The organism is Streptococcus penaeicida (assembly GCF_002887775.1).
Classification (GTDB): domain Bacteria; phylum Bacillota; class Bacilli; order Lactobacillales; family Streptococcaceae; genus Streptococcus; species Streptococcus penaeicida.
Genome location: NZ_LOCM01000089.1, coordinates 1 through 238, shown reverse-complemented (window position 1 = coordinate 238; position 238 = coordinate 1). Strand labels below are relative to the sequence as shown.

At 50.0% G+C, this 238-nt stretch carries 1 tRNA gene and 1 rRNA gene; both read right to left on the bottom strand.

Annotated features, from left to right (window positions below):
• Positions 1-36 precede the first annotated feature (36 nt).
• Positions 37-109: transfer RNA gene (locus AT575_RS10420), tRNA-Ala, on the bottom strand.
• A gap of 53 nt (positions 110-162) precedes the next feature.
• Positions 163-238, bottom strand: a 16S ribosomal RNA gene (locus AT575_RS10415); the annotation flags it as partial.

Sequence of the window (238 nt, the reverse complement as noted above, 5' to 3'; positions counted from 1 at the left end):
TTCGGCTAGCCGAACATCTCTTTGTATCCTAGATAATGGAGCCTAGCGGGATCGAACCGCTGACCTCCTGCGTGCAAAGCAGGCGCTCTCCCAGCTGAGCTAAGGCCCCACAAGACCTCTCAAAACTAAATAAGACAATTCCAAATGTTTCCATTTCCTTAGAAAGGAGGTGATCCAGCCGCACCTTCCGATACGGCTACCTTGTTACGACTTCACCCCAATCATCTATCCCACCTTA